The organism is Pseudomonas kribbensis, from assembly GCF_003352185.1.
GTDB classification, from domain to species: domain Bacteria; phylum Pseudomonadota; class Gammaproteobacteria; order Pseudomonadales; family Pseudomonadaceae; genus Aquipseudomonas; species Aquipseudomonas kribbensis.
In genome coordinates, this window is sequence record NZ_CP029608.1 from 5202661 (window position 1) to 5224696 (window position 22036).

Annotated in this window: 21 protein-coding genes and 1 other RNA gene; 4 read left to right on the forward strand and 18 right to left on the reverse strand. The window is 61.9% G+C overall.

Annotated elements, in window-relative coordinates; translation table 11 throughout:
• Positions 1-23: 23 nt before the first annotated feature.
• From ftsA to rsmI, 16 genes are all read right to left on the reverse strand, one after another.
• Complete coding sequence (gene ftsA, locus DLD99_RS23705) at positions 24-1283, reverse strand: cell division protein FtsA (RefSeq protein WP_065261511.1); 1260 nt, start codon at positions 1281-1283, stop codon at positions 24-26.
• Positions 1284-1298: 15 nt separating this feature from the next.
• A complete protein-coding gene (locus DLD99_RS23710; protein ID WP_085709355.1) occupies positions 1299-2165 on the reverse strand; it encodes a cell division protein FtsQ/DivIB in 867 nt (288 codons plus the stop codon).
• A gap of 4 nt (positions 2166-2169) precedes the next feature.
• A complete protein-coding gene (locus tag DLD99_RS23715) occupies positions 2170-3144 on the reverse strand; it encodes a D-alanine--D-alanine ligase (protein ID WP_114885422.1) in 975 nt (324 codons plus the stop codon).
• The gene (gene murC, locus DLD99_RS23720) at positions 3141-4601 is read right to left on the reverse strand and encodes a UDP-N-acetylmuramate--L-alanine ligase (RefSeq protein ID WP_085709353.1); all 1461 of its coding nucleotides are present in this window, start codon (positions 4599-4601) and stop codon (positions 3141-3143) included. Before murC ends, DLD99_RS23715 begins: the two co-directional genes overlap by 4 nt.
• Entirely contained in the window at positions 4594-5664 is a 1071-nt protein-coding gene (murG, locus tag DLD99_RS23725; RefSeq protein ID WP_085709352.1) for an undecaprenyldiphospho-muramoylpentapeptide beta-N-acetylglucosaminyltransferase, read from the reverse strand. The genes murC and murG overlap by 8 nt, the downstream gene beginning before the upstream one ends.
• Complete coding sequence (gene ftsW / locus DLD99_RS23730; RefSeq protein ID WP_085709351.1) at positions 5654-6871, reverse strand: putative lipid II flippase FtsW; 1218 nt, start codon at positions 6869-6871, stop codon at positions 5654-5656. The genes murG and ftsW overlap by 11 nt, the downstream gene beginning before the upstream one ends.
• On the reverse strand, positions 6868-8214 hold the full coding sequence (gene murD, locus DLD99_RS23735; protein WP_114885424.1) for a UDP-N-acetylmuramoyl-L-alanine--D-glutamate ligase: 1347 nt from the start codon (positions 8212-8214) through the stop codon (positions 6868-6870). Before murD ends, ftsW begins: the two co-directional genes overlap by 4 nt.
• A gap of 5 nt (positions 8215-8219) precedes the next feature.
• Positions 8220-9302: a phospho-N-acetylmuramoyl-pentapeptide-transferase gene (gene mraY, locus DLD99_RS23740; RefSeq protein ID WP_015096766.1), complete on the reverse strand. Its 1083-nt coding sequence runs from the start codon at positions 9300-9302 to the stop codon at positions 8220-8222.
• A complete protein-coding gene (locus tag DLD99_RS23745) occupies positions 9302-10669 on the reverse strand; it encodes a UDP-N-acetylmuramoyl-tripeptide--D-alanyl-D-alanine ligase (protein WP_114885426.1) in 1368 nt (455 codons plus the stop codon). Before DLD99_RS23745 ends, mraY begins: the two co-directional genes overlap by 1 nt.
• The gene (locus tag DLD99_RS23750) at positions 10662-12125 is read right to left on the reverse strand and encodes a UDP-N-acetylmuramoyl-L-alanyl-D-glutamate--2,6-diaminopimelate ligase (RefSeq protein WP_085709348.1); all 1464 of its coding nucleotides are present in this window, start codon (positions 12123-12125) and stop codon (positions 10662-10664) included. The genes DLD99_RS23745 and DLD99_RS23750 overlap by 8 nt, the downstream gene beginning before the upstream one ends.
• On the reverse strand, positions 12125-13864 hold the full coding sequence (locus DLD99_RS23755) for a peptidoglycan D,D-transpeptidase FtsI family protein (RefSeq protein WP_170931600.1): 1740 nt from the start codon (positions 13862-13864) through the stop codon (positions 12125-12127). Before DLD99_RS23755 ends, DLD99_RS23750 begins: the two co-directional genes overlap by 1 nt.
• Positions 13864-14157 (reverse strand): cell division protein FtsL, encoded by a 294-nt coding sequence (gene ftsL / locus DLD99_RS23760; protein WP_085700842.1) that lies wholly within the window; start codon positions 14155-14157, stop codon positions 13864-13866. The genes DLD99_RS23755 and ftsL overlap by 1 nt, the downstream gene beginning before the upstream one ends.
• Complete coding sequence (gene rsmH / locus DLD99_RS23765; RefSeq protein WP_162803511.1) at positions 14154-15101, reverse strand: 16S rRNA (cytosine(1402)-N(4))-methyltransferase RsmH; 948 nt, start codon at positions 15099-15101, stop codon at positions 14154-14156. Before rsmH ends, ftsL begins: the two co-directional genes overlap by 4 nt.
• Positions 15098-15553 carry a division/cell wall cluster transcriptional repressor MraZ gene (gene mraZ, locus DLD99_RS23770; protein ID WP_003205355.1) on the reverse strand — a complete coding sequence of 152 codons (456 nt, stop codon included), beginning with the start codon at positions 15551-15553 and terminating at the stop codon, positions 15098-15100. Before mraZ ends, rsmH begins: the two co-directional genes overlap by 4 nt.
• Positions 15554-15956: 403 nt before the next feature.
• An RNA gene (gene rnpB, locus DLD99_RS23775) (RNase P RNA component class A) lies at positions 15957-16310 on the reverse strand.
• Between the two features lie 73 nt (positions 16311-16383).
• On the reverse strand, positions 16384-17289 hold the full coding sequence (rsmI, locus tag DLD99_RS23780; RefSeq protein ID WP_114885428.1) for a 16S rRNA (cytidine(1402)-2'-O)-methyltransferase: 906 nt from the start codon (positions 17287-17289) through the stop codon (positions 16384-16386).
• 177 nt (positions 17290-17466) lie between these two features.
• Here rsmI and DLD99_RS23785 point away from each other — a divergent pair, with 177 nt between their 5' ends.
• The 4 genes from DLD99_RS23785 (at position 17467) to DLD99_RS23800 (ending at position 20911) form a co-directional block, all read left to right on the forward strand.
• Entirely contained in the window at positions 17467-19278 is a 1812-nt protein-coding gene (locus DLD99_RS23785) for a penicillin-binding protein activator (RefSeq protein ID WP_114885429.1), read from the forward strand.
• Positions 19278-19640: a YraN family protein gene (locus tag DLD99_RS23790; protein WP_007956783.1), complete on the forward strand. Its 363-nt coding sequence runs from the start codon at positions 19278-19280 to the stop codon at positions 19638-19640. The genes DLD99_RS23785 and DLD99_RS23790 overlap by 1 nt, the downstream gene beginning before the upstream one ends.
• Positions 19641-19742: 102 nt before the next feature.
• Positions 19743-20336, forward strand: a complete 594-nt coding sequence (locus tag DLD99_RS23795; RefSeq protein WP_007928463.1) for a phosphoheptose isomerase — start codon at positions 19743-19745, stop codon at positions 20334-20336.
• Positions 20333-20911 (forward strand): BON domain-containing protein, encoded by a 579-nt coding sequence (locus DLD99_RS23800; protein ID WP_085709343.1) that lies wholly within the window; start codon positions 20333-20335, stop codon positions 20909-20911. The genes DLD99_RS23795 and DLD99_RS23800 overlap by 4 nt, the downstream gene beginning before the upstream one ends.
• Positions 20912-20962: 51 nt before the next feature.
• On the opposite strand, the gene DLD99_RS23805 is transcribed toward DLD99_RS23800, so the two are convergent.
• Both DLD99_RS23805 and DLD99_RS23810 read right to left on the reverse strand, forming a co-directional pair.
• Complete coding sequence (locus DLD99_RS23805; RefSeq protein ID WP_065261496.1) at positions 20963-21376, reverse strand: ClpXP protease specificity-enhancing factor; 414 nt, start codon at positions 21374-21376, stop codon at positions 20963-20965.
• A gap of 16 nt (positions 21377-21392) precedes the next feature.
• Entirely contained in the window at positions 21393-22010 is a 618-nt protein-coding gene (locus DLD99_RS23810) for a glutathione S-transferase N-terminal domain-containing protein (RefSeq protein ID WP_085709342.1), read from the reverse strand.
• Positions 22011-22036 lie beyond the last annotated feature (26 nt).

The window sequence follows — 22036 nt, forward strand, 5'->3', positions numbered from 1 at the left end:
TGTTGCGGTGTTGCGGTAAAGCTTTAGAAGTTGCCTTGAACCCACTTCTTCAAACGGTCCAGCAACGGCGCCTGAGGCTCATCGTTGCTGTAGCTGTCGCGGCTGCCGATGCCCGAGAACGAGATCCCGTCGGACTGCTTCTGCAGGCCGTACATCAACAAGCCCACGCCAGTGGAATAGATCGGGTTGCGCACCACGTCGTCCAGGCCCTTCACGCCATGCGGTACACCGAGGCGTACCGGCATGTGGAAGATTTCCTCGGCCAGTTCGGTGGCGCCTTCCATCTTCGACGTACCGCCGGTCAGCACGATGCCGGCCGGGATCAGGTCTTCGTAGCCGCTGCGACGCAGTTCTGCCTGGATCAGGGTGAACAGCTCGTCGTAACGTGGCTCGACCACTTCGGCCAGGGCCTGACGGGACAGTTCGCGTGGCGGACGGTCGCCGACGCTCGGCACCTTGATGGTCTCGCCGGCACCGGCCAGTTTGGCCAGGGCGCAGGCGTAGCGGATCTTGATCTCTTCGGCGTACTGGGTCGGGGTGCGCAACGCCATGGCGATGTCGTTGGTCACCTGATCGCCGGCAATCGGGATCACGGCCGTGTGACGGATCGCGCCTTCGGTGAAGATCGCGATGTCGGTGGTGCCGCCGCCGATGTCGACCAGGCACACGCCCAGTTCTTTTTCGTCGTCGGTCAGGACCGAGTAGGCCGAAGCCAGTTGCTCGAGAATGATGTCGTCGATTTCCAGACCGCAGCGACGCACGCATTTTTCAATGTTCTGTGCGGCGTTGACGGCGCAGGTGACCACGTGGACCTTGGCTTCCAGACGCACGCCGGACATGCCCAGCGGCTCGCGCACGCCTTCCTGGTTATCGATCACGTAGTCCTGCGGCAAGGTGTGCAGCACGCGCTGGTCAGCCGGGATCGCCACGGCCTGGGCGGCGTCGAGTACGCGTTCCAGGTCAGCGGAGCTGACTTCGCGGTCGCGGATCGCCACGATGCCGTGGGAGTTCAGGCTGCGGATGTGATTGCCCGCCACGCCGACGAACGCCGAGTGAATGCGGCAGCCCGCCATCAACTGGGCTTCTTCGATCGCGCGCTGGATCGATTGCACGGTGGACTCGATGTTCACCACCACGCCTTTCTTCAGGCCGCGGGACGGATGGGTGCCGATCCCGACGATATCGAGCGTGCCGTCGTCCGCAACCTCGCCGACCAGCGCCACCACCTTGGAGGTGCCGATATCGAGACCGACGATCATTTTGCCGCTTTGCACGTTTGCCATGGGTCCTGCCTCTTCTTAATTCTTTGCGACAGCGGGTTGGGCTGTCGTCGGCGCTACTGGTTCCCGCCAGCCAACAGCGAGGCCGTTGGCGTAGCGCAGATCGATACGCGCAATGTTCGTAATCTGGTCTTTAAGCGTCTTGTCGTAGATGGCAATGAAGCGGCGCATCTTTTCCACCAGGTTGCCGCGTCCCAGCAGCAACTCGATGCCGGGGCCGGAACTGCCGGCACCGGTGGTCAGGAACCAGCTGCCACGTTCACGCAGTTCCAGGCGCGCGATCGAGAAGCCCAACGGCCGGAGCATCTGGCTCAGTACCTGGTATTGCTGCATCACTTGCTGCTGGGCCCGCTGCGGACCGAACAGCTGTGGCAGGTGTTCGTAGTTCGCCAGTTCCTTGGGCGTGAACGCCTGGCCCTGGTTGTTGAGCAGCGACTCGTCGCCCCAACGGGCCACGGGCAGTTGCTCTTCGAGGCGGATCACCACCTGATCCGGCCACACGCGACGGACTTCGGCGTGGGCGATCCACGGCATCTGCTCCAGTTCCGAGCGCATGCTGGCCAGGTCGATGGTGAAGAAGCTCGACGCCACGTACGGGGCGATTCGCTGCTGCACCGCCTGCTGACTGATGTAGCTCAGGTCGCCCTGCACGGCGATCTTGGTGATCGGCCGGTCGGCGTATGGCAACAGACGCTGCGCACCTTCGTAGGTACCAAACCCGAGCGCCACCAGCAGCACCGGCCAGAACAGGCTTTTCAGAAAGCCGAAATTGGCTTTCGGCAGGCGCGCGGACATCGGCTCTTTGGCCACCATTCGGCTGGCACCCCGAGGCACCGGCTTGCGGCCGGGAGCGGGTGGCTGATGTCTGAGCTGTGCGCCTTGCATGGTCTTAACCTCGCGCCTCTTTATGGCCATCGGCATCGACACTGGCGGCCAGGATGGCCAGGACCAGTTGCTGGAAATCCAGACCGGCCGCTTTCGCCGCCATCGGTACCAGGCTGTGGTCGGTCATGCCGGGAGCCGTGTTGACTTCCAGGAACCAGAATTTGCCGTCGGCGTCCTGCATCACGTCCGCCCGGCCCCAACCGGCGATACCCAGCGCCTCGCAGGCTCGCGCCGTGAGGTCCATGAGTTCTTTTTCCTTGGCGGCATCGAGCCCGCACGGAATCCGATACTGGGTATCGTTGGCGATGTACTTGGCGTCGTAGTCGTAGAACGTGTGTGGCGTACCCAGGGCGATAGGAGGCAACACCTGGTCACGCAGGGTGGCGATGGTGAACTCCGGACCATGGATCCATTGCTCGACCAACACTTGCGAATCGTAGGTACTGGCCGCTTTCCATGCGTCGATCAACTCGGACGCAGAACTCACTTTGGCCATCCCGATACTTGAACCTTCATGCGCCGGTTTGACGATCAAAGGGAAGCCCAGTTCCGTCGCTGCGGAAATACAATCGGCCTCGCTGCACAGCACGGCGTGACGCGGCGTCGGAATCCCGAGCGTGTGCCAGACCTGCTTGGTGCGCAGTTTGTCCATCGCCAGCGCCGACGCGAGGATGCCGCTGCCGGTGTAGGGAATGCCGGCCACTTCGAGCAGGCCCTGCATGCTGCCGTCTTCACCGCCACGACCGTGGAGGATGATGAACGCACGGTCGATCTTCTCGCTCAGCAGTCGCTGCAGAATATCGGCGCCGACATCGATCCCGAACGCGTCCACACCGGCGCTTTGCAGCGCAGAGAGCACGGCGTTGCCGGACTTCAGCGAGACTTCACGTTCGGCACTCAGGCCACCGAACAGCACGGCGACACGGCCGAAGTCTTTCGGGGCAATGGTGGAGAACAGGTTGGCGTAGGCAGCAGTCATTTCAACTTCCCCTCGACCGGTGCGGCCACGGCACCGGCGAACAACTCGCTTTTCAACAGTTTCGGTGCGAGACCGCCGATATCACCGGCGCCCTGGCACAGCAGAATGTCGCCGGCACGCAGCAGCGGCTTGACCAGCGGCGCCAGGTCGACACCGCGCTCGATGTAGATCGGGTCCAGCTGACCGCGCTGGCGGATGCTGTTGCACAGCTTGCGGCTGTCGGCGCCCGGGATCGGCTCTTCGCCGGCCGGATAGACTTCCATCAGCAGCAGCACGTTGGCGTCGGCCAGTACATTGACGAAATCGTCGTACAGGTCACGGGTGCGGCTGTAGCGGTGCGGCTGGTAGACCATCACCAGACGGCGCTCTGGCCAGCCACCGCGCACGGCCTTGATCACGGCCGCGACTTCGGTCGGGTGGTGGCCGTAGTCGTCGACCAGCATCACGTTGCCGCCGTCAACCGGCAATTCGCCGTAGACCTGGAAGCGTCGGCCGACACCCTGGAACCCGGACAGGCCCTGAACGATGGCTTCATCGCTGACGCCCTCGTCGGTGGCGATGCAGATGGTCGCCAGGGAATTGAGCACGTTGTGGTTGCCCGGCATGTTCACGGACACATCCAGCGGCTCGCGATCAGGGCGCAGCACGGTGAAGAAGGTCTGCATGCCCTGCTGGCGCACATTGATGGCGCGCACGTCGGCGTCTTCGCTGAAGCCGTAGGTGACGGTCGGACGCTTCACCAGCGGCAGGATTTCACGCACCACCGGATCGTCCAGGCACATCACCGCCAGACCGTAGAACGGCAGGTTGTGCAGGAACTCGACGAAGGTTTTCTTCAGTTTGTTGAAGTCACCGTCGTAGGTCGCCATGTGGTCGGCGTCGATGTTGGTCACCACAGCCACCAGCGGTTGCAGGTGCAGGAAGCTGGCGTCGCTCTCGTCGGCCTCGGCGATCAGGTAACGGCTGGTGCCAAGCTGGGCATTGGTGCCCGCAGCATTCAGACGGCCACCGATGACGAACGTCGGGTCCAGGCCACCGGCGGCGAACACCGAAGCGATCAGGCTGGTGGTGGTGGTCTTGCCGTGAGTACCGGCGACCGCGATGCCGTGGCGGTAGCGCATCAGCTCGGCGAGCATCTCGGCACGCGGCACCACCGGGATACGGCGTTCCAGCGCAGTCGCGACTTCCGGGTTGGAAGTGTTCACGGCACTCGACACCACCAGCACGTCGGCGGCTGCAGCGTTCTCGGCACGGTGGCCGATGAAGATCTGCGCACCGAAGGATTCCAGACGCTCGGTGACCGGCGAAGCCTTGAGGTCGGAGCCGGACACGGCGTAACCCAGGTTCAGCAGCACTTCAGCGATACCGCACATGCCCACGCCGCCGATCCCGACGAAGTGGATGCGACGGATGCGGCGCATTTCCGGTTGTGGCATGGCTTTCTGATTCTCAACCATGGGCCACCTCCAGACAGGTATCGACCACGCTGCGGGTGGCTTCGGGTTTTGCCAGACGGCGGGCCGCTCGGGCCATTTCTTCGAGTCGTTGCGGTTGCATCAAGACCTCTGTCAGGCGCGCGGCAAGGTCCGCGGCACCAGTCGTTCTTTGCGGCATCAGGAAGGCAGCGCCTTCGCGGGCCAGATAATCGGCGTTGCGGGTCTGGTGATCGTCGATCGCATGGGGCAAGGGCACCAGCATCGACGGCAGACCGGCGGCGGCCAGCTCGCTGACGGTCAGTGCGCCGGCGCGGCACACCACGATGTCAGCCCAGCCATAGGCCTGAGCCATGTCCTTGATGAAGGGCTGCACCTGCGCGTCCACGCCGGCGGCGCGGTAGCGCTCTGCAGTCACTTCATCGTGATTTTTGCCGGCCTGATGAAACACTTCCGGGCGCAAATCGGCAGCGACTTGCGACAGGGCTTCAGGCAGCAACTTGTTCAACGGTTCTGCGCCCAGGCTTCCGCCCAGGATCAGCAAACGCGCCTTGCGTCCGGCCAGTGCCGCACGCGGTGTTTCGAGGAACAGCTCGCTGCGCACCGGGTTGCCGGTGGTACGGCGGCTGTCCGACAGGGTAAAGGTGTCGGGGAACGCTTCACACACCCGGGCGGCGAACGGCACCAGCAACCGATTGGCGGTGCCGGCCACGGCGTTCTGCTCGTGAACGATCACTGGCACACCGGCCAGTTTGGCGGCGATACCACCAGGACCGGTCACATAACCACCAAAACCGACCACGCACACCGGACGCAGGCGGCGAATGATCGCCCGCGCCTGCCACACCGACTTCAGCAGCATGAACGGCGCCTTGAGCAACGACAGCTTGCCCTTGCCGCGCAGGCCGGTGGCGTTGATCCGATGCAATTCAAGGCCGGCGGCCGGCACCAGATCGTTTTCAATGCCCCGTGGCGTGCCCAGCCAGTGCACGGTGTAGCCGCGCGCCTGGAATTCACGGGCACAGGACAGCGCCGGGAACACGTGGCCGCCGGTACCGCCGGCCATGATCAATACGTTAGCGCCCATGGTTCGGCTCCTCGGCGAAGTCGCTCTCATGGAACTCCATCTCTTCACTGCCCAAGTGGGTCCGGCTCTCCCACTCGATCCTCAGCAACAGGCCAAGGCAGGCGCAACAGATCACCAGGGAACTGCCGCCATAACTGAGGAACGGCAAGGTCAGGCCCTTGGTCGGCAGCAGGCCGACGTTCACGCCGATGTTGATCAGGAACTGACCGATCCACAGGAACGACAGGCCGTAGGCAACATAAGCGGCAAAAAACTGTTTGGCTTTTTCGGCCCACAGACCGATGTACATGCCGCGGATACACACGAACACGAACAGCGCCACGGTGCACAGCGAACCGACAGCGCCCAGCTCTTCGGCCAGTACCGAGAACACGAAGTCGGTGTGGGCTTCCGGCAGGTAGAACTGCTTCTGCACGCTGTTGCCCAGCCCAACACCCAGCCACTCGCCGCGACCGAAGGCGATCAAGGCCTGGGACAATTGATAACCGGCACCGAACTGGTCGGCCCACGGGTCGGCGAAGTTGGTCAGACGTGCCATACGGTACGGCTGCATCTGGATCAGCAACACCACCGCCGCCACCGCCAGCACCACCATCAGCGAGAACCGGAACAGCCCGACCCCGCCAAGGAACAGCATCGCCGCCGCAGCGCCCATCATCACGACGGTGGCACCGAAGTCCGGCTCCATCAGCAACAGACCGGCCATCGGCAGCAGCACGATGAATGGCTTGAAGAAGCCCATCCAGCTCTCGCGCACTTCCTTCTGGCGACGCACCAGGTAACCGGCGAGGTAAATCACCACGAACACCTTGGCGATCTCGGACGGTTGCACGTTGAAGAAGCTGAAGCCGATCCAGCGCATCGAACCGTTCACTTCACGGCCGATCCCCGGGACGATCACCATCACCAGCAGACCGAACGCACCGATCAGCATCATCCAGCCCAGGCGCTGCCAGGTGGCGATCGGAATCATCATGGTAACGATGCACGCGCCCAGGCCCAGCACCACGTAGATCAGGTGACGGGTCATGTAGTAGAGAGCGCTGCCCGACTGTACTGCACCGACTTCTGTCGATGCCGAGGCGATCATGATCAGGCCCAGGCCGAGCAGCGCCAGGCAACCGGCGAGCATCGGGAAGTCGAGGTCGATCCCGCGCCCGGTGATGATCGGCGACGGATACGGCTTGATGATGTTTCGCAGGCTCATGCCAGATCCTCCACGGCGCGGACGAACTGGTGACCACGGTCTTCGTAATTCTTGAACATGTCGAAACTGGCGCAGGCCGGCGACAGCAGCACCACGTCACCCGGTTGGGCGGCGGCGCGACATTTCTCCACGGCGTCGATCAGTGTGGTGGCGCGAATCAGCGGCACGGCATCGCCGATGGCCTCGCCGATCTTGTCGGAATCGCGGCCCATCAGGATCACGGCACGGCAATGGGCCGCCGCCGGATCACGCAGATCTTTGAACTCGGCACCCTTGCCGTCGCCGCCGGCGATCAGCACGACCTTGCCGCTGATGTCCGCGCCCAGGCCTTCGATGGCAGCCAGCGCGGCGCCGACGTTGGTGGCTTTGGAATCGTTGTAGTAACCGACGCCATCCAGGTCACGCACCCACTGGCAGCGATGTTCGAGGCCGGCAAAGTTGCGCAGGGCAGCGAGCATGGCGTCGAACGGCAGACCGACCGCGTGCCCGAGTGCCAGCGCCGCCAGGGCGTTGGACTGGTTGTGGGCGCCGCGAATCTTCAGTTCGCGTACCGGCATCAGGTTCTGGAATTCGAAGGCCAGGTATTTCTCGCCATTCTCTTCGCGCAGGCCGAACGCCTTGAAATCGGGTTTGGTCAGGCCGAAGGTCCAGCATGGCTGGCCCTCGCCCATCAGCGGCCGGGTCAAGGCATCCTGACGGTTGACCACGAACTGTTTCGCGCCACGGAAGATCCGGTGCTTGGCCAGGTGATAGGCCGGCAGGCCGCTGTAGCGATCCATGTGGTCTTCGCTGATGTTGAGCACGGTCGCCACTTCGGCGTTGAGCTGGTCGGTGGTTTCCAGCTGGAAGCTCGACAGCTCCATCACGTACAGCTCGACGTCATCGCTGAGCAGATCCAGCGCCGGCGTACCAAGGTTGCCGCCCACGGCCACGCGCTTGCCGGCCGCAGCCGCCATCTCGCCGACCAGGGTGGTGACGGTGCTTTTCGCGTTGGAACCGCTGATGGCCACGATCGGCGCCTTCGCGTTACGCGCGAACAGCTCGATGTCGCCGGACAGCTTCACGCCACGGGCCGCGGCGGCTTGTAGGGCCGGGGTCGCCAGCGCCAGGCCGGGGCTCACGTAGAGCTCGTCGGCACGGCACAGGAACTCGACGTCCAGCTCGCCACAACGCACTTCCACGTGCGGATAGTCACGCTGGAGCGTGGCCAGTTCCGGTGGATTTTCCCGCGTATCGGCCACAGCAAACGCCACGCCCCGGTTCGCCAGAAAGCGAACCAGGGACATGCCGCTCTTGCCGAGGCCGACAACGATGCGGAAGTGGTCAGAAGCGATCAGGGACACTCGTTCTACCTCAGCTTCAGGGTGGCAAGGCCGATCAGCACGAGAATCACGGTGATGATCCAGAAACGGACGATCACGCGCGGCTCGGGCCAGCCCTTGAGTTCAAAGTGGTGGTGGATCGGAGCCATGCGGAACACACGGCGACCGGTCAGCTTAAAGGAAGCCACCTGAATGACGACTGACAGGGTTTCCATCACGAACACGCCGCCCATGATGAACAGGACGATTTCCTGACGGACGATCACCGCGATGGTGCCCAGGGCAGCGCCCAGCGCCAGTGCGCCGACGTCACCCATGAAGACTTGTGCCGGATAGGTGTTGAACCACAGAAAGCCCAGGCCGGCACCGATCAGTGCGCCGCAGAACACGATCAGCTCGCCCGCGCCCGGTACGTACGGGATCAACAGGTATTCAGCGAATTTCACGTTACCCGACAGGTAGCAGAAGATGCCCAGGCCACCACCGACCATCACCGTCGGCATGATCGCCAGACCGTCGAGGCCGTCGGTCAGGTTGACCGCGTTGCTCGAGCCGACGATCACGAAGTAGGTCAGCACGATGAAACCGGCGCCCAGCGGAATGCTGTAGTCCTTGAGCATCGGCAGGATCAGGGTGGTTTCCACCGGCGTGGCGGCAGTCATATAAAGGAAGATTGCCGCGCCGAGGCCGAACACCGACTGCCAGAAATATTTCCAGCGGCTTGGCAGACCACGGGAGTTCTTCTCAATGACCTTGCGGTAGTCGTCGACCCAGCCGATGGCGCCGAACAGCAGGGTCACCAGCAGCACGACCCAGACGTAACGGTTGCTCAGGTCAGCCCACAACAGGGTGCTGACACCGATGGAAGACAGAATCAGTGCGCCGCCCATGGTCGGCGTACCGGATTTGGACAGGTGCGATTGCGGACCATCGTTACGAACCGATTGGCCGATCTGACGGTTCTGCAGGGTGCGGATCATCCACGGGCCGTAGCACAGCGACAGGACCAGCGCGGTCAGCACACCGAGGATCCCGCGCAGGGTCAGGTACTGGAAGACCGCGAAGCCTTTGTAGAACTGTTGCAGATACTCCGCTAGCAGCAGCAGCATTAATGTTTCTCCAGACTGGACCCGCACAGGGCCGCAACGATGTTTTCCATCGCTGCGCTGCGCGAACCCTTGATCAAAATGGTGGTGTTTTTGTCCTGCTCGGCGCCGAGGGCCTGGATCAGTTCGGCCTGCGTGCCGAAGTGATGCGCCTCTTGGCCGAATGCGTTCACGGCGTGGACCATGTTCGGCCCGACGGCGTAAAGCGCGGAAACCTTGCCCCGGGCGTATTCGCCCACGTCGCGGTGCCCCTGCTCCGCCCAGTCGCCCAACTCGCCGATATCCCCGAGCACCAGGACGGTGCGGCCGGAAAAGCCGGCGAGTATATCAACGGCCGCGCACATGGAGGTGGGGTTCGCGTTGTAAGTGTCATCGATCACGCGCATGCCGTTTTTCGCCAGTTGCGCGACGGTGCGACCCTTGACCGGTTGTACCGCGCCAAGCCCGGTGGCGATGCCGAACAGCGACACGCCCAGGGCGTGAGCGGCAGCGGCAGCAGCCAGGGCATTGGCGACGTTATGGGTGCCGAGCAGGTTCAGTTGAACCCGTTCCACACCTTCAGGACTGTGCAGGTTGAACGCCGGGCAACCACGGGCATCGGTGGCCAGATCGCTGGCGTGGAAATCCGCTTGCGAGTTGCTCAGGGCGAAGGTCAGCACCTTGCGACCGGCAGCGCGGGTTTTCCAGATACCGAACGCCTTGTCATCGAGATTCAGCACGGCGACGCCATCGGCGGCCAGCCCTTCGATGATTTCGCCTTTGGCTTCGACGATTTTCTCCGGCCCGCCGAACTCGCCAACGTGAGCGGTGCCGGCGTTGTTGAGAATTGCCACATGCGGCTTGGTCAGCCCTACGGTGTAGGCGATCTCACCCAGACGCGAGGCGCCCAGTTCGATCACTGCCGCGCTATGTTCCGGGGCAAGTTCGAGCAGGGTCAGCGGTACGCCGAGGTCGTTGTTCAGGTTGCCACGGGTCGCGTGCACCGAGCCGCGTGTGCGCAGGATGCTCGCGAGCATTTCCTTGACCGTGGTCTTGCCGCTGGAGCCGGTCACGGCCGCGACCGGTTTGGTGAACGCGGCACGGTTCAATGCACCCAACTGACCGAGAGCCTGGCGGGTGTCCTTGACCAGCAATTGCGGCAGCGTGCTGTCGGCGACTTCGCGCTCGACCAATGCAGCAACGGCGCCTTTACCGGCGACCTCATTCAGATAGTCATGACCGTCAAAGCGCGGACCGGTCAGGGCAATAAACAGTTGGCCGGCCTTGATGGCACGGCTGTCGATGCTCACGCCGTCGAAGCTTGCGTCCGCGCTGATCAGCCGCGCGTCGAGTGCGTTGGTCAGTTCGCTGAGTTTCAGGGCCTTAAGCATGGGCCACCTCCCACGCGGTCAGGGCATGATCGGCCTCGACCAGATCAGAGAATGCGTGGCGCTCGCCGTTGATTTCCTGATAGTCCTCGTGACCTTTGCCGGCCAGGACGACCACGTCATCCGCCGAGGCGCTGGCGATCAGTTGTGCGATGGCCTGGCCGCGACCGGCCACGAATGTGACGTTATCCACAGCCGTGAAGCCGGCGCGGATGTCATCGAAAATCACCGCTGGATCTTCAGTACGCGGATTGTCATCGGTAACCAGGACGCGGTCGGCCAGACGCTCGACCACTTCGGCCATCAGCGGGCGCTTGCCGCGATCGCGATCACCGCCACAACCGAACAGGCACAGCAACTGGCCTTTGACGTGCGGACGCAACGCAGTCAGAACTTTTTCCAGCGCATCCGGGGTGTGGGCGTAATCGACCACCACCAGCGGCTGGGTGCCGCCACCCAGACGCTGCATGCGTCCGGCCGGGCCTTCGAGCTTCGGCAGCACCTTGAGGATTTCGTCGAGGGCGTAGTCCAGACCGAGCAAGGCACCGACGGCAGCCAGCACGTTGCTCAGGTTGAAACGACCCAGCAATGTGCTGCGCAGATGATGTTCGCCCTGCGGCGTGACCAGCGTGGCGCGCACGCCATGGTCGTCGAACTGTGCTTCACGGACATACAGATAGGCGCTGCTGTCGAGCAGGCTATAAGTGATCAGGCGCGACTCACGTTTTTCCGCGGCCAGTTGCCGGCCGAAATCGTCATCCAGATTGACCACGCGGCACTTCAAGTCATTCCAGGCAAACAGCTTGGCCTTCGCTTCGGCGTAGGCTTCCATGGTGCCGTGGTAATCGAGGTGATCGCGGGACAGGTTGGTCATCACCGCCACGTCGAACGCCAGCGCGGTGACCCGGCCCTGATCCAGACCGTGGGACGAAACTTCCATGGCCACGGCTTTGGCGCCGGCCTTTTTCAGGTCGCCCAGGGTCGCTTGCATGGCGATCGGATTCGGCGTGGTGTGCAGGCCACTTTGCAGCGAACCGTAGAAACCGGAACCCAGGGTGCCGACGATGCCGCAATGCTGGCCGAGCAGATCCAGCGCCTGTGCGACCAATTGGGTCACGCTGGTCTTGCCGTTGGTACCGGTCACGCCCACAAGATTCAGGTGATGACTCGGCTCACCGTAAAAACGACCGGCGATATCCGACAGCTGCGCCGCCAGGCCTTTGACCGGAATCAATGGCACGTCAGTGATCGGCAGCACGGTGGCGCCTTCCACTTCGTAAGCAACCGCAGCGGCGCCACGAGCCAGTGCGTCGGCAATATGCGCACGACCATCGAACTTGCCGCCCGGCACCGCGAGGAACAAGTCGCCCGCGCGCACATTGCGGCTGTCGAGTGCCAGTTCACGGATCAACAGATCGTGGCCGGCGTGGGGGAAAATCTTGTTCAGACTAAGAGACATCAGCCGCGCCCTCCATTGGCTTTCAGCGGAACAGCCGGGGTGGCATTGGCCTGCTGGGTGTTCGGCAGGTTGTCCGGGGTAACGTTCATCAGACGCAGGGTGCCGGACATCACACGGCTGAACACCGGCGCCGAAACCAGGCCACCGAAGTAACCGGCCTTGGTCGGTTCATCGATCACCACGACGATGGCATAACGCGGATCGCTCATCGGGCCGAAACCGGCGAACAGCGAGCGATAGGAGTTTTCGGCATAGCCCTTGGTGCCCACCGAGGTCTTGCGCGCCGTACCCGACTTGCCGGCCACGTGATAGGCGGGAACCTGCGCACGGAATACGCCACGCGGAGCTTCAATCACTTGTTGCAACATGCCCTGCATGGTTTTCGCCACGGCTTCCGGCAGCACCTGGGTGGTCTGCGGCGCCTTGTCGGTTTTGATCAGGGTCAACGGGGCGAGACGACCGTTGTTGGCCAGTGCCGAGAACGCGTGCACCAGCTGGATCGCGGTCACCGAAACACCGTAGCCGTAGGACAGGGTTGCGGTTTCAGCCTTGCGCCACTCACGGTAGTTCGGCAGGTTGCCGACACGTTCGCCCGGGAAGCCGAGGCCGGTGTCCTGGCCGAGGCCGACTTTCTGTGCCAGACGGAAAATGGTTTCGCCGCCGATGTCGAACGCGACCTTACTCATGCCGACGTTACTGGAATTGATCAGAATGCCGGTCAGGTCGAGCACCGGACCTTCGGTCTTCGATACGTCCTTGATCGTGTATTTGCCGATCTGCAGCGAACCCGGATACACCTCGACGGTGTCGCTCGGTTTCCAGCGGCCGGTTTCGATCGCGGCGCTCATCGAGATCGCTTTCATGGTCGAACCCGGTTCGAACACGTCGATCATCGCGCGGTTACGCATCATCGCCGGTTGCAGGTTGCGACGGTTGTTCGGGTTGTAGGTCGGCTGGTTGACCATGGCGAGGATCTCGCCGGTCTTCACGTCCATGATCACCAGACTGCCGGCCTTGGCGCCGTTCTCGATGATCGCGTTACGCAGCTCGCGGTTGGCCAGGTATTGCAGACGCAGGTCAATGGACAACGCCAAGGGCTTGCCGGCCTTGGCGTTCTTGGTGACCTGGACATCCTTGATCAGCCGACCGCGCCGATCCTTGATGACCTGCCGCTTGCCGGGTACGCCGGCCAGCCACTCGTCGTAGGCCAGTTCGACACCTTCACGACCGTGGTCATCAATGTCGGTGAACCCGACCATGTGCGCGGTCACTTCACCGGCCGGATAGAACCGGCGGAATTCTTCGATGCCGTAGACGCCCGGCACTTTCAGGTCGAGCACGGCCTGGCCCTGCTCGGGCGTCAGCCCGCGCACCAGATAAATGAATTCTTTGTTGGCCTGGGCCTCAAGACGTTCGGCCAGGGCTTTCGGATCCTGGCCCAAAGCAGCGGCGAGTGCCGGCCACTTCTCCTTGGCCAGCTGCATTTCCTTGGCGTTGGCCCACAGGGTGGTCACCGGCGTACTCACGGCCAGAGGCTCGCCATTGCGGTCGGTGATCAGACCACGGTGTGCCGGGATCGGAATGTGACGAACGCTGCGCGCATCACCCTGACCCTTGAGGAAGTCACGGTCGATAACCTGCAGGTCGATGATCCGCCAGCAGATCGCGGCCACCATCACGCCGAGCAGACCGACGACCAGACGGAAGCGCCACGGGAAGAGTGCCCCTTCGAGTTTCATCATGGCGCCACCATCTTCACGTCAGCCGCGCCAGGGATGTGCATCTTCAGTTGTTCGGTGGCCAGTACTTCGATCCGGCTGTGGGCGGTCCAGGTGCTTTGTTCCAGGATCAGACGCCCCCACTCGGCCTGCGCCTTGTCGCGCACGCTGAGTTCGTTATAAAGGGTATTGAGCAACTGCCGGTTCCAGTGGGCGCTATAGGACACGCCGATGGCCGACACGAGCACGCCGATGAACAGCAGCAGCATGAGAAAGCTGCCGCCAGGCAGTGGCTTGGCGAAAAGCTTGCTCACCGCAGCTTCTCCGCGACGCGCATGACGGCGCTACGGGAACGTGGGTTGGCTTTGAGTTCGGCGTCGGAGGCCGTCTGCGCTTTGCCATGGATCTTGATTTTCGGTTCGAAGGCGACGTGGCGAACCGGCAGGTTGCGCGGCAGGTTGTCGGCTTCGCCCTTCACCAGCTTGCGCATGAACAGTTTGACGATACGGTCTTCCAGCGAGTGGAAGCTGATCACGACCAGGCGACCACCCACTTCCAGGCATTCGAGCGCGGCTTCAAGGCCCGCTTCCAGATCACCCAGTTCGTTATTGACGTGAATGCGCAGGCCCTGGAATGCACGGGTGGCCGGGTTCTTGCCCTTTTCCCACGCCGGGTTGGCGACTTTCAGCACTTCGGCCAGATCGGCGGTGCGCTCGAACGGGGTAATATCGCGACGCTCGGCCACGGCACGGGCCATGCGGCCGGAGAAACGTTCTTCGCCATATTCCTTGAACACCCGGGCGATTTCTTCCACCGGCGCGGTGTTGACGAATTCGGCTGCGCTGATGCCGCGGGACGGGTCCATGCGCATGTCCAGCGGGCCATCATTGAGGAAACTGAAGCCACGCTCGGCATCATCGAGCTGCGGCGAAGACACGCCGAGGTCGAGCAGAATGCCGCTGACCTTGCCGACCAGACCACGTTCGGCAACCACCGAACCGAGCTCGGCAAAGCTGCGCTGCACAACGACAAAGCGGCCGTCTTCGGCCGCTAGCGTTTGCCCGGTGGCAATCGCTTGTGGATCTTTGTCGAATCCGATGAGCCGGCCATCAGGCCCGAGCTTGCTGAGGATCAACCGGCTGTGCCCGCCGCGCCCGAACGTGCCGTCCAGATAGCAGCCATCAGGACGTACGGCGAGAGCCTCGACGGCTTCGTCAAGCAGTACGGTGATGTGGTTAAAGCCGCTATCAATAGTCACAGGATCAGATCACGCAGTTCATCAGGCATGGCGCCCGGTTGTTGTATGGCAGCCAGGTCAGCGGCAGAAACCGCGTTCCAGGCATCTTCGTCCCACAGTTGGAACTTGTTCAGTTGACCGACCAGCATCGCGCGCTTGTCCAGCTTTGCGTATTCGCGCAGGCGCGGCGGCACCAGAAAACGACCACTGCCGTCGAGTTCGAGGTCGACGGCATTACCAATCAATAAACGTTGCAGACGACGGTTCTCTTCGCGGAGCGAAGGAAGCGCGCGCAACTTGGTTTCAATAATTTCCCACTCATCGAGCGGGTAGACACACAGGCACGGATCAACGGCATCAATGGTCACGATCAACTGGCCGGAACTACGCGAAACGAGCTCGTCACGGTACCGGCTCGGCATGGCGAGACGGCCCTTTGCGTCGAGACTGATAGCGTTAGCTCCGCGAAACACGTCTGCGTTTCTCCAATTTTTATCGTTTTGAGCTCAAAAAACCCACTTCATGCCACTTTCCGCCACTTGCGCACACTATAGGAATGCGCCCACCACACCGTCAAGGCGCGGATCAAAGGAAAACCCTTACAGAACGGAGATTTAGGAGCATAAAAGGAGGAGCAACGAGAATCCGGCGGATGCTTTTATCCAATAACTTGAGACAGCACTGACAGCTGCGCTCGAAAGTTAAAGTAATTTGTTAAGAGTAAGATTTTTTCGGTATTACAAAAGCGCTTCTGCTGTTGATTGAAGCAAGGTGGGAAATGGCTATTACTGCGATTGCCGCTGCCGGATTTCCAGAGCAGGCCTGCTGATAATAAACAGCCCTGTCGCCTTTAATTCAAGCAGGGAAAAGAAAAAGGTGGAGAGTCGATCTGTAAGCCGGGTTCTGTCTTGAACAGTCATTCGTCTACGATGGCCATCACTGGACATCTTTAGCAACCTACCCGGTCCCAGCGCGGGCCACGCCTTGGGACCCTATTTGGTCTTGCTCCAAGTGGGGTTTACCTAGCCACGAACTGTTGCCAGACGTGCGGTGCGCTCTTACCGCACCTTTTCACCCTTACCGGCGCCGAAGCGCTTAGGCGGTTATTTTCTGTGGCACTTTCCGTAGGCTCACGCCTCCCAGGCATTACCTGGCACTTCGCCCTATGGAGCCCGGACTTTCCTCCCCCCCCTAATTTTCATAGAGGGCAGCGACTGTCCGATCGACTCTCCGCCGCGCAGGTTAACGGCAGAGCGCCCGAAGAACAAGCGCTAATAGCCCGCAAACCGGTCTGCGCGACGGGTTACGCGCCTTTTTGCTGATCCAGCGCGACCTGATACAGCACGTTTTTGCGCTCACCGGTGATTTGCGCAGCCAAAGCGGCCGCACGCTTGAGTGGCATCTCTTCCAGCAGCAGATTGAGGATGCGCATCGCCTCGCTGCTGACGGCATCTTCGGATTCCGGCGCAGTCCAGCCAGCCACTACAACAACGCATTCGCCACGCTGCTGATTGCTGTCCGCCTCGACGAATGCACGCAGCTCGGCCAGTGGCAGGCCCTTGAGCGTTTCAAAGGTCTTGGTGATTTCACGGGCGAGCAAGGCCGGGCGATCAGCACCGAACACGGCTTCCATATCTTGCAGGCACTCGAGAATACGATGTGGCGCCTCGTAGAAAATCAGCGTGCGCGGCTCTTCCTTGATGGCTTCCAGACGCGCCTTGCGCCCCACCGCCTTGGCCGGCAAAAAACCTTCGAAGATGAAACGGTCGGATGGAAGACCGGCCGCCGACAGTGCCGCGATCAACGCACAGGCCCCCGGCACCGGCACCACATTGATCCCGGCGGCACGCGCCTGGCGCACCAGGTGATAACCCGGATCGGAAATCAGCGGCGTACCGGCATCGGAAATCAGCGCTACGTTGTCGCCAGCCAGCAGACGAGTAATGAAACGACTGCCCTCATCACGCTCATTGTGTTCATGGCAGGCCGCCAGCGGCGTGGAGATACCAAAGTGCTGCATCAGACGCTGGGAATGGCGCGTGTCTTCGGCGGCAATCAGCGCCACTTCGCGCAGGATCTTCAACGCCCGGGCGCTGATGTCGTCCAGGTTGCCGATGGGCGTCGCCACCACATAAAGCGAGCCCGCAGCGGAATTCAAAGCACCTGGAGCAGTCAAAGCGCACACCTCATGATCGGTAAAAGCCGCCATTGTAGCGCGTCACGCGCCCGGCGATGCGCTCGCGGCAGACACGGTTTGTCGCACCATTGTGCGGTCGCGCAACATTTACATCAGCTAAATTGACGGTTTCACACCAGTAACATCGCGCCCCGGCCAGCGCTTGGGTACAATTCGACGCTAATTTGATCGAGTATCAGGAACACTTACATGATCGCTTGCCTGCGGCTGTTCACTGCCCTCTGCCTCGCTGCCTTGCTGGCGGCTTGCGCCAGCTCCCCTTCCTCCAGCCTTGGCGAACTTCCACGGACTCCGGATGCCAGCATCGAGCAACTGCTCGAACAGGCTGCCCAGGCCAAATCGCCGGACAAAGCTGCGTTGCTGCGCCTGAGCGCGGCCGACATGGCTTACCGCCAAGGCAACGCCGGACAGTCCGCGCAGATCCTGCAACAAGTGCCGATGGAGCAGCTCCAGCCAGGCCAGCAGGCATTTGCCAGCACCTTGTCTGCTGAACTGGCCATGACCCGCAACCAGCCGAAAGCCGCGCTGGCAGCCTTGAACCATCCAAGCCTGCAGCGCCTGAGCGAAATGTCGATTCCACTGCAGGTTCGCGCCGGCACCGTTCACGCCCGCGCCCTTGAAGCCGATGGCCAGACTCTGGCCGCCGCTCGCGAGCGCATCTTCATCGCACCGATGCTGGAAGGCGAAGCCGCCAGCAAGAACCACGAAGCGATCTGGACCCTGATTGCGTCGCTGCCGACCGATCAACTGCAACCCAACGGGACCGACGACCTCGCAGGCTGGATGAGCCTGGCCCTGGCCGTGAAAACCGCCGGAACCCTGGAACAGCAACAGGCTGCCATCGACGACTGGCGCTCGCAGCACCCGAAACACCCGGCCGCGATAATCCTGCCGCTGCCTCTGACCAAACTCAAGGAACTGGCCAGCCAGCCCCTGAGCAAAATCGCTCTGCTGCTGCCACAGGACGGCCAACTGGCCTCCGTGGGCAAGGCCCTGCGTGACGGCTTCATGGCCGCGCACTACCAGGCCCAGCAAGCCGGTCAGAAACCACCGGCCATCGTGTTCTACGACAGCTCGCACCTGACCAGCATGGACGAGTTCTACCGCAAGGCCCAGGCCGACGGCGTGCAACTGGTTGTCGGTCCACTGGAAAAACCACTGGTCAAACAGCTGAGCACCCGCCCGCAACTGCCGATCACCACCCTCGCGCTGAACTACAGCGAAGGCGACCAAGGCCCTGCGCAACTGTTCCAGTTCGGCCTCGCCGCTGAAGACGAAGCCCGCGAAGTGTCCCGCCGCGCCCGTGCCGATGGCCTGCACCGCGCTGCGATCATGGTGCCGAAAGGCGAATGGGGCGACCGCGTCCTGCGCGCCTTCAGCCAGGACTGGCAAGCCAACGGCGGCAGCATTGTCGCCACCGAGCGTGTTGATCAACCTGTGCAACTGGCCCAGCAGATCGCCGACATGTTCCAGTTGCGCCAGAGCGAGGCCCGCGCCAAGAGCCTGCAGAACGCTGCCGGCACCAACGTCGCCGCCCAGCCTTCGCGTCGCCAGGACATCGAGTTCATTTTCCTCGCCGCGACTCCGCAACAGGCCCAGCAGATCAAGCCGACCCTGAACTTCCAGTACGCCGGTGACGTGCCGGTCTACGCGACCTCCCACGTATTCAGCGCAAGCGGCGACGTGAACCAGTACAACGACATGAACGGCGTGCGCTTCTGCGAAACCCCGTGGCTGCTGGATGCCAACGATCCACTGCGCAAACAGGTCACCGCACAATGGCCACAAGCCGCCGGCAGCCTCGGCCGTCTGTACGCGATGGGTGTTGACGCCTACCGCCTGGCACCACGCCTGAGCCAGCTCAAGACCCTGCCGGACAGCCGCATCGACGGTCTGTCGGGCAGCCTGGGCATGACCCAGAGCCAACGCGTCGTACGTCAGTTGCCATGGGCCCAGTTTGTCAGCGGCCAGATCCAGCGCCTGCCGGACACCCCGCGCTGATGCCCGACAGGTCACACCTGCAAAGCGGCAAGGATGCCGAGCGCCAGGCGCTCGAGCATCTGCAACACCAGGGTCTGCGCCTGCTGGCGCAGAACTGGTTATGTAAACGCGGCGAGCTTGATCTGGTCATGCTTGATGGCGATACAGTAGTATTCGTCGAAGTACGTTACCGAAAGAACACTCAATGGGGTGGAGCGCTCGACAGTATCGACGGGCGCAAACGGCAGAAACTGATTTTCGCCGCACAGTATTTTCTTCAGCGCGAGTCGCGTTGGGCCAATTCCCCCTGCCGCTTCGACGTGGTGGCCATCGACAGCCACCAGGGTCAGCTGAACTGGTTGCAGAATGCGTTCGATAGTTGAGCGCCTGCGCCGACCTGGACATTTTCACTCAACACTTTTGCTCTTTGCTTTGCGGGCTGCACATTCACGTGCCGGACAGCCGCGCTAATTAAGGTCACACAGATGGACATGCAATCCCGAATTCGCCAGCTTTTTCAGGCCAGTATCGACACCAAGCAACAGGCGATGGACGTACTTGCACCGCACATCGAGCAAGCCAGCCAGGTAATGGTCAACGCCCTGCTCAACGAAGGGAAAATGCTCTCGTGCGGCAACGGCGGCTCGGCCGGCGATGCCCAGCACTTTTCCTCGGAACTGCTCAACCGTTTCGAGCGCGAGCGTCCGAGCCTGCCGGCCATCGCCCTGACCACCGACAGCTCGACCATCACCTCGATCGCCAACGACTACAGCTACAACGAAGTGTTCTCCAAGCAGATCCGTGCACTCGGTCAGCCAGGCGATGTGTTGCTGGCGATTTCGACCAGCGGTAACTCGGCGAACATTATTCAGGCGATCCAGGCCGCACATGATCGCGAAATGATTGTCGTAGCTTTGACCGGACGCGATGGCGGCGGCATGGCGTCGCTGCTGCTACCCGAGGACGTCGAGATTCGCGTACCGGCCAATGTCACCGCACGTATTCAGGAAGTCCACTTGCTGGCGATCCATTGCCTTTGTGATCTGATCGACAGCCAACTGTTCGGGAGTGAAGAATGACCCCTAATCGCCTTGGCCTTCTGGCCTTGACCCTGTGCCTCGGCATTACTGGCTGCACCTCCGTGGTGAATGCCAGCCGCGAAGCACCGATCGAAGACGATCGCGGCACCCGCACCTTCGGCAGCAAGATCGACGATTCATTGATCGAGACCAAAGTCGGCGTCAACGTGGCCAAGGCCGATCCGGGCCTGGACAATGACTCGCACATCGTCGTTACCAGCTTCAACGGCATCGTGCTGCTGGCCGGCCAGACCCCACGCGAAGACCTCAAGGCCAAGGCCGAACAGGCAGCTGCCAATGTGCAACGCGTGAAGAAGGTGCACAACGAACTGCAAGTGATTGCGCCTTCGAGCTTCCTCGCCCGCCAGAACGATTCCTGGCTGACGACCAAGATCAAGACCCAGATGCTCACCGACGCCAGCATTCCAGGCTCGCGCATCAAAGTCGTGACCGAGAACGGCATCGTCTATCTGCTCGGCCTGCTGACCAAGCAGGAAGCAGCCCAGGCCACCAATCTGGTCCAGGGTGTGTCCGGCGTGCAGAAGATCGTGAAACTGTTCGAGTACATCGACTGAGCCGCAAAACCCAGGCACAAAAAAGGCGATCCGGTTGGATCGCCTTTTTTATTACTTCACCACTTTCAGGCTTGGCCGGCCGCTTGGGCGCGGCGGCTCGCTGTCTGGTGGCGGAATATCGTCATCCTGCTCGATCTCGTCTTCGTCGTCCATCGGCGACTCCAGATCGAACACCATGCCCTGACCGTTCTCCCGGGCATAGATACCCAGAATCGCAGCAATCGGCACGTACAGGCTGTGCGGAACACCACCGAAGCGACCTTCGAAGGTCACCACGTCGTTGTCCATGTGCAAATGACGCACGGCACTCGGTGAAATATTCAGGACAATCTGCCCGTCACTGGCAAACCCCTGTGGTACCTGCACTGCCGGGTACTCGGAATTGACCAGCATGTGCGGGGTGCAATCGTTATCCACAATCCACTCGTAGAGCGCGCGGACCAGATAAGGTCGACTGGAGTTCATAGCGGCTCCTTAAGCCTTAGCGCATGTCGCGTTCGACACCAGACAGACTCGCCTGGAAAGCCTCACGCGCAAATTGACGCTCCATATAATCAAGCAGCGGCTTGGCCGGCCGCGGCAGTTCTATACCCAGAATCGGCAAACGCCAGAGTATTGGCAATAGGCAGCAATCCACCAGACTTTGTTCCTCACTGAGGAAAAACGGCTTGTCGGCGAACAGCGGCGACACGCCCGTCAGGCTTTCACGCAATTCCTTGCGCGCCACGACACGCGCAGCTTCCTTGGTGCGTGAATCCAGAATCAGATCCACCAGACCACACCAGTCACGCTGGATGCGGTGCATCAACAGACGACTGTTGGCACGCGCCACCGGGTACACAGGCATCAATGGCGGATGCGGGTAACGCTCATCCAGATACTCCATCACCACGGTCGACTCCCACAATGCCAGGTCACGATCGACCAGCGTCGGGAGACTGCCGTAAGGGTTCACCTCAATCAGTTTAGGCGGCTGACGACCAGCCTCCACAAAAATGATTTCGGCGCTGACACCCTTCTCTGCAAGCACGATGCGCACTCGGTGGGAATAGTGGTCGGCGGGGTCGGAGTAACAGGCCAACCGATTGGTCACGCCCATGGCGATCCTCCTCGCTTGTTGAAATA